This window comes from Legionella nautarum (assembly GCF_001467895.1).
Taxonomy (GTDB): Bacteria; Pseudomonadota; Gammaproteobacteria; order Legionellales; family Legionellaceae; genus Tatlockia; species Tatlockia nautarum.
In genome coordinates this window covers 115,832-122,751 of sequence record NZ_LNYO01000023.1, presented here as the reverse complement: position 1 = coordinate 122,751, position 6,920 = coordinate 115,832, and the positions used below count along the sequence as shown (strand labels likewise).

Genomic DNA, 6,920 nt, shown 5'->3' with positions numbered 1-6,920 from the left:
AGGCATTCCTCCTAGGCAAAAATTGGCACTAGTTGCCTAATCCTCTACTTTTAACTTCAATTAAAAATGGGGGGATTACCCTTCTACTGTAGTTTTGAGGATATCAGAGTTGAAGTAACTGAAGGGAGCGTATAAACCTGCCTCAGTTGAATCCCCGAGCGTTTGCAAAACAGCATCCGCAAGACATTTATAACCAACGCACTCGCCAATAGATGACCATACTGTCGCAATTAGAACAGCATTGGGCGCCATGGTTCGGTAAATTTCGGCAACAGTCGTTAAATAAATCTCAGTCTAGCTCGTGTGTTGCCATAAATTAGAAAGGAAAAGGAGGTAGCTGATTCCTATCTTTAAGCCAAAATGGATGATGCCACTCTTCATAGATGGAAATGGGCATATTGCTTTGCTTAAATTCATCAAAAGATAAGTCGCAAAGAAACCATTTAAGGAATTTTGCGCAAGTTTTTGGACTTATTACAGCTTATTCTTAATTCACGTGTTACTAATTGAATTAATTCAGTAATACTCACTTTGACTTGAATAATAGTAGGTAAAACCTGAAGAACCTGCTCAATACCAATGTCCTGCTGCTCTTTATCTGAACTAAAAGAACGGTCTATATTATATACTAGCCAATTGACCCAATTGCCAACAACACCATAAAAAGCAGCTTCCAAATGATCCTGATTTATTGTTATTCCAGTAGACGCATATGTTTTTAGCATTTTTATAAATAAAATTTTATTAAACAGCGGAGTAGTAATTCCACTCCAATCAAGAGCACAATTGACTATTTCATAAGTAGGATTAAGTTTTCGCGCAGACTCCCAATCAATGAGAAAGGCAGTATCATTTTTATCCCATAAAACATTTTTTTGATCCAGATCGCCATGACTTACTACACCACTACTTTGTAGAATAGGTATTGTTTTTTGATAGAGATCATTAAGCTCAATTATAACTCGTTGATTACTTTTTAATTGCTCCTTAAACACCAAATTTTTGCTTGCTGACTGGTCTATTAACACACTAATTTTTTCATTAGGATGAATATCAAATTCTTGAGAACCCAGTTCAGGAACATTAAGATTAATACGATGAATTTTAGCCAAAAGAGTGGCTATTTTAAGCGCATGTATCTCAGATATAGCGTCTTTATCCAATGCTTTTGCTGTTATCCAAGGATAAACAAGAAAGGCCTCATCTTCTGAAAGGATTAAGTAATTATTTTCTAATTTTAGAGCATGAACTGCGGGAATAGTACGCTGGGAAAATTGGAAGGCTATCTCTTCTGTCAATTCATATTGGGATTTAATTTCTTCAGTTAACTGAAGCCTCTTATTGAGCTGTTTTACAGCAAATTGCGAGCCATTGCATTCCAAATACCACATTTTATGTAAAAGACCACCGTGAACTCTTTGAGGCAAGTCACAAGGGTAGTTCATCTTTAATTTTTTACAGATAGTTTCCAGTTGATTTTTATTCACCATGAGCTGCCTTAAGAATGTCTTGTGTAATTGACGTCAATATCATGCTGAGCCTCATGGGCAATAAATCCATTTGTCATTTGTTTTTCCGTAGCTTCATCAACAAATTGGATTTGCTATTCTTTCTTGCTTTCTAAGGGCTTGCTGCATTCATGTGCTGTACTATCAAAACGAAAAATAACTCGTTGTGGTTGATGCGGATCATAATTGATTGTTTTAATACAGTTTCGCCATATGACCTTCGTTCTGATATCCAAGCGATCTCATTCGTTAATAGCTGAACATCATCAGGATCTGGGTTTTCTAAAAACGATAATTTTAAAGTCATCTGATTTATTCCACTGTAGGAAGCCAGGCAGCATGCTCTACATAACTTGCCTCATCACTGCCTGACCAGGGTGGCATAGTAACGCAGATAAACACCAAATCTGCTGTATCACTTCGGTATTGAAAATGTGTTCCCAAGGGGATATCGATACTGACTCCAGTAGTTAAAGGAGTAATGCTCACTTCATCGTTCAACTTACGCCAAATAGCACCCTCACCAGAAAGGACATGCCAAAATTCAGATACAGTTTTATGACAAACTGCTTTGGAAATTGTTCCTGCCTTCAAAGTACAGTGAGCCATTCCACCTAAATGATTATTCATCAGCAATCGGACTTCAGCTCCTGCTGGTGAAGTGTGTTGATATTTTTTAGGTATTTCCTGTGTTTTCATTCATCACCTCAATTATTTTCTGCATTCAAAAACAATGCTTTCATCTGTTTCCTCAGTCGACGCCAGTCGATCAAAAGCTTTAACCATTCGTACCTCACTAAAACCAATCTCAGTAAGCAAATTAAACAAGAAAGAAGTATCCTGATAAATGCGAATTTTGTATTCCTCAACTTCTGTTTGAATTACACGGTTGTTATCAACCAATTCATATTTGCCAATAGAGTAATAAACTTCTTCATCAAGCATGGCCAATTGACTGAGTACGATGAGGGTTCCATCTTTTTTCGGCCATCTTGTGCCTCTCCAAATACCTAACTCCTCAGGAACCGCATGTCGTGTTTCTACTTCAAATACAAATAGCCCTTTATCTTCCAAGTGCGCAAAAATGGTTTTTAAGGCTTTTTGGATATCCGCCTTTTCTGTGATCAGACCGAATGAACCACTAGGTATAAAAATTAAAGAATATTTATCGGATTGATTTAAATCTTCAATAAAACCATGCCAGATTTTTGGCTTAAGGTTTTTGCTACTGGCTTTTGCATGCAGTCGCTCTAGCATCGGTTGACTTGCATCAAAACCATGAACATCAAATCCTTCCGCAACTAAAGGCAATAAAAATCGACCAGTGCCACACATAGGTTCTAAAATCAAGCCGTTAGCCTCTGCAGCATAGCTTCGATAGAAGGAGTATTCATCTTGTGGTGCATTAGGTTTACTTAAATCATATACTTCAGTACAAAGGCTCTGATAAGTATCCAGTTTTTTCATGGGCTCCTCATTGAAATCCAATACCATTAAATATTCGTCATAGAAGGTATCATTAATTTTAAGTGCTTTAGGTTCGGTACCATAAATTCGAAATCCTTGTTTTTGATAAAAAGCCCGAGCGACAAAATTACTTACTACACAGGTTAGGTGCAGTTGAGTGACACAAGTCCTTGCATGCTGTATCAGGGTTTGAATTAATGCTGTTGCAATACCTTTACCTCTGTATTCAAGACGAGTATACATACCCCAAAGTACACCTCGGTGTTTGGTTTTAAGTGAATTAAGCTTATAGAATCCAACACTAGACACCAATAAATCGTCAACAAAGGCACCCAATACATATCCTTTGGTTAATCTATGTTGAAAATCAATATCGGACATAAGCACTTCCTCTTCATAAGAAGAGCCAAAACTCTCAGGTGAATTTTTTAGCGCTTCTAATCGACATGATTTCCATAGTTCCCAGTCTTCTTGCATTAGCCTTTTTATCTTCATAAACTGATCCTCATCACCGTTACAGGATGATGATTTAAATTCATCCATACCGATTTTCTCATCAAATAAACGTTGAAATCAAAAAAACAATTATGCTCTGTCAGGTTCAATGCCCACATCTTCTAACAATAGAATGCTTTCATTGAATTCGGGAAAATAGGGCGTACCCATTAAATTGGTCAGGAGAGTTAAGTTTCCACCCAGGAGAGAACCTTTGGATACTCCTGGATAAACTGTAACCCCTCTAAATATCTGATAATTGTTATTTAAAAGACATGACATTAAAGTTTTTTTAACTAGTGGGCTTAAATTAACAGTCAAAGTGTAGCCTGTGTAAGTAATTAAGCCACTGATTTTGAAAAGGCCTAATTGCAAGGCGGTAGTATCACTAAATCCTATTAATTGTTTTGGATTTCGCTTAATCAAATCATAATCGAGTAAGGGTAAGAGTCGCTGGGAACTTTGTCCACCCCGTGTAGCAATAATGGTTTTTATCTCAGGATCCTTAAAAAAGTTCATAAGATCATTGGCTCGATCCAAATCTTTGCCAGCCAAAAAGCGTTCCGAGGAAAAAATATGTGTTCCCAGTTTTACTTCGAATCCTGAGCTTTAAGGAACTTAATTCCTTCTTCAATCCTATTTTTTAAAACAGGGCTTGAAGGCGAAACAAGACCTATGATATCTCCCTTTTGTAGGGATAAATTCCTAAGTTATTTTACAGCTAAATCTTTGCGTAAAAAATAAAAGATGGAGTGCTTATCATATCCCCTTCGTTCAAATTCAACGTAAAATCCGAGTTTTTTGTAAAAATCTAAGGCTTCCCATTCAAAGGTATTTACAGTAATAAATCGACATTGAGATTTTTTCGCAAGGTTTTCAGCTAATGACATTAATTGTGTCCCATAACCTTTGCCTCGAAGGTCTTCTTTTACCCATAGTTGCCCCACAAATAAACCACCATACATATTGTCTCCGGCACAGCCTCCAACAATCTGAGCCTGGTTATCACGTATAAAATAAGCGAAAAAATCAAGTGATTTCATATCTTTCTTTAGCTTATGTTCCTTTATGATTCCATCATTAAGTACCTGGATGTCATCTGCGGTTGGATTTTTTTCATAATTAATTTTATATTGAGTCATTTTGAAGTAGTACCTGATTGGCTTGATAAATCAATCGTTAATATTACAAACGTCATTCACAGCAAGTTGCTCATTTCTTACTTGAGCACATGAGAACAAAGCGTATGAGGTAATCTAAATCTAGAGGAATTTTCTTATGATTTCAAAAGATTCAATGCGATCTTTGTTTGAGATAGGTGATTTTGAAACTAAAACTTGTTTTAAAAGCAGCAGATAAAGCTCATCATAAGAATGTTGCCAACATCAATATTAATAAGCATTTATAAAAATTGAATAATAAAGCAGAGCCTCACATACACAGAATTTTACTAATCAGCGATACTCATGGAAATTTGGATATCTTTATTGAAAAAGTTGCTCAGGCTAATGCTGATATAGTTATTTGCGCAGGTGACCTTGGATTTTACGATGGTTAAAGTATTTATCGTCTTAGCCCAAAAGAGCTGCGATTATTGATAGCCCTGTTTCCCTTAAGGGCAGTAAGATTAACTAGCTATCTAAAATCAACAAGTTAATTAAGGAAAATAATGGAGCGACGCTTTTCTGCTGCAAAATCACATTAAATTTGCAAACCTGCAGCAAGACTTTTATTAATATCTTGTGGATATTCCGCAATGGCTTGTATGGCTAGTTTAATGCCATTTTTAGAGGTTTCTAAAGACATACTGGGTTTGCCTAGATTACCAGGAAGTGTCGCGGTACATGGCAACATCGGTAGATGAGCCCATCCTACTTTTATGGGTAATTGATTTAGGGAAATTTCATGTAGAATTCCATAATATAAGTGATTACATACAAATGTGGCAGCAGTATCAGAAATGTCGGCAGGAATACCATTTTTTCGCAACATTTCGACTATCGCTTTAAGGGGGATGTTACCTTGATATGCAATAGGGCCACCATCTACAGTGGATTTATTATCATAGCTAACCCCATCATTATCGGCCAATTGGTAGCGGGAGGAATCAATCAGTCGATGCGCAAATCGTTCAAATGTAATCATAGCCCGACCTACGTATTCCCCCATCATAAGCACATAATCAACTTTTTCATCCAGCATTCTTTCTTTTACATGTGTAATCGATTTAAAGAATGTATTAGGAACAATTGTTGAAATAACCTCAATTGTTGAAATAACTTCACCACTCAAAGCGCTAGCGACTTGTTCTGCAGGATTTATCAGGGTTGTTCCATATGGCTCAAAACCAGTTAATAATAATTTAGGCATTAAGCTCCCCTGCAATTTATATCTTTTAAATGTAGCATAGTATGAAATGATGAAATGATCTTGCCTGGAAAAAACGGACACTTATCTAAACGACCAATTTGACTTCAAATTTTACTGGAGATTGATAATCCAGCATGGAATGAAGTCGCTTCCGATTGTAATAGATTTCCATTCGAATATATGATTTTTAGTTGCTGTCCTTGTTGCGAATTTTTCCCCATGAATTGCTACAACTTAAAAGCTGTGATCCCAATTTTCCATAGCCGCATTATCATAACAATTACCCTGTTTACTCATGCTGCCTATAAGCCCATGAAGGTTTAAAAGCTTTTGATAATCATAGGACTGACTACCGCGGTCAGAGTGGATGAGGCCTCGCGGAAGCTTCCGGCTCCAAATAGTCATCTGAAGTACATCAATGACTAACTGTTTGGTCATACGCTCCGACAATGCCCATCCCACCACTTTACGTGGCTACAAATCCATCACCACAGCAAGGTAAAGCCATCCTTCTTCCGTCCAAAAATAGGTACTCTTCGTATGGCTTGCCAATACTTAGGGCGCTATTGGAAATCAGGGCAACGAGAGCTATTTGAGATACTTTATGCGCAAGCCGTTTCAGTCATTGAAGAGACGATGTCTTATGTTAAAAACTGGCTTCAATCAAGCAATTCTTAACTGCCTCAATTTAGGCTTTATTTTTATCTATGTTTTGTTTCTAGAACACTCATAAAAAGCTAAGCCCTGTCTCTTTCAAGGCCGGTAAAGTTCCTAAAGTACCTATTGTTTTTCTCTTTTCATCCGTATCTAAATGTTTATCAATTTTCAATATACTGCTTTGCAATACCCTGCATCACATGAATCGTTTGTGCGTAGTTCAGACGTGGATCCACGAGGCTGTTGTAACCTTTTTTAAAGTCAGTTATTGAATTATCAATCGATGATTGATAATCCAAGCACTCCGACACGTCCAGATGTGTTGCTTCCAGGTGTATGGCATTAAGTTTGCTGCCCATTTTTTTATGAATCAAAAAAGAACTCTTAATTTCCTCAACAATGTTATTTAGTTTTCTAATTTTA

At 36.8% G+C, this 6,920-nt stretch carries 10 protein-coding genes and 2 pseudogenes; 2 read left to right on the top strand and 10 right to left on the bottom strand.

Going from position 1 to position 6,920, the window contains the following annotated elements; translation table 11 throughout:
- Positions 1 to 443: 443 nt before the first annotated feature.
- From Lnau_RS11835 to Lnau_RS11810, 7 genes and pseudogenes are all read right to left on the bottom strand, one after another.
- Positions 444 to 1,487: an aminoglycoside phosphotransferase family protein gene (locus Lnau_RS11835; protein ID WP_058505362.1), complete on the bottom strand. Its 1,044-nt coding sequence runs from the start codon at positions 1,485 to 1,487 to the stop codon at positions 444 to 446.
- Positions 1,488 to 1,620: 133 nt separating this feature from the next.
- Positions 1,621 to 1,815, bottom strand: coding sequence for a hypothetical protein (locus Lnau_RS16685; protein WP_058505356.1), 195 nt, complete (start codon positions 1,813 to 1,815; stop codon positions 1,621 to 1,623).
- A 5-nt stretch (positions 1,816 to 1,820) separates the two neighbouring features.
- On the bottom strand, positions 1,821 to 2,207 hold the full coding sequence (locus Lnau_RS11825) for a cupin domain-containing protein (RefSeq protein ID WP_058505355.1): 387 nt from the start codon (positions 2,205 to 2,207) through the stop codon (positions 1,821 to 1,823).
- Between the two features lie 12 nt (positions 2,208 to 2,219).
- Complete coding sequence (locus Lnau_RS16800; protein WP_058505361.1) at positions 2,220 to 2,975, bottom strand: class I SAM-dependent DNA methyltransferase; 756 nt, start codon at positions 2,973 to 2,975, stop codon at positions 2,220 to 2,222.
- Between the two features lie 87 nt (positions 2,976 to 3,062).
- Positions 3,063 to 3,452: pseudogene (locus tag Lnau_RS16895) on the bottom strand (GNAT family N-acetyltransferase); the annotation flags it as partial.
- Positions 3,453 to 3,560: 108 nt separating this feature from the next.
- Positions 3,561 to 4,025: an LD-carboxypeptidase gene (locus Lnau_RS11815; protein WP_238585974.1), complete on the bottom strand. Its 465-nt coding sequence runs from the start codon at positions 4,023 to 4,025 to the stop codon at positions 3,561 to 3,563.
- A gap of 155 nt (positions 4,026 to 4,180) precedes the next feature.
- Entirely contained in the window at positions 4,181 to 4,612 is a 432-nt protein-coding gene (locus Lnau_RS11810) for a GNAT family N-acetyltransferase (RefSeq protein ID WP_058505354.1), read from the bottom strand.
- Between the two features lie 269 nt (positions 4,613 to 4,881).
- Between Lnau_RS11810 and Lnau_RS16890 the strand changes: the two genes are divergently transcribed.
- The gene (locus tag Lnau_RS16890) at positions 4,882 to 5,028 is read left to right on the top strand and encodes a metallophosphoesterase (protein ID WP_274520281.1); all 147 of its coding nucleotides are present in this window, start codon (positions 4,882 to 4,884) and stop codon (positions 5,026 to 5,028) included.
- Positions 5,029 to 5,171: 143 nt separating this feature from the next.
- On the opposite strand, the gene pcp is transcribed toward Lnau_RS16890, so the two are convergent.
- Positions 5,172 to 5,840: a pyroglutamyl-peptidase I gene (gene pcp, locus Lnau_RS11805; RefSeq protein WP_058505353.1), complete on the bottom strand. Its 669-nt coding sequence runs from the start codon at positions 5,838 to 5,840 to the stop codon at positions 5,172 to 5,174.
- 254 nt (positions 5,841 to 6,094) lie between these two features.
- Positions 6,095 to 6,371: pseudogene (locus tag Lnau_RS11800) on the bottom strand (DDE-type integrase/transposase/recombinase); the annotation flags it as partial.
- Between the two features lie 9 nt (positions 6,372 to 6,380).
- On the opposite strand from Lnau_RS11800, the gene Lnau_RS16450 reads away from it, so the two are divergent.
- Positions 6,381 to 6,518: a hypothetical protein gene (locus Lnau_RS16450; RefSeq protein ID WP_193786815.1), complete on the top strand. Its 138-nt coding sequence runs from the start codon at positions 6,381 to 6,383 to the stop codon at positions 6,516 to 6,518.
- 140 nt (positions 6,519 to 6,658) lie between these two features.
- On the opposite strand, the gene Lnau_RS16445 is transcribed toward Lnau_RS16450, so the two are convergent.
- Positions 6,659 to 6,920: 3-deoxy-7-phosphoheptulonate synthase (locus tag Lnau_RS16445; protein ID WP_162263202.1), on the bottom strand; the 262-nt coding region annotated here is incomplete at its 5' end.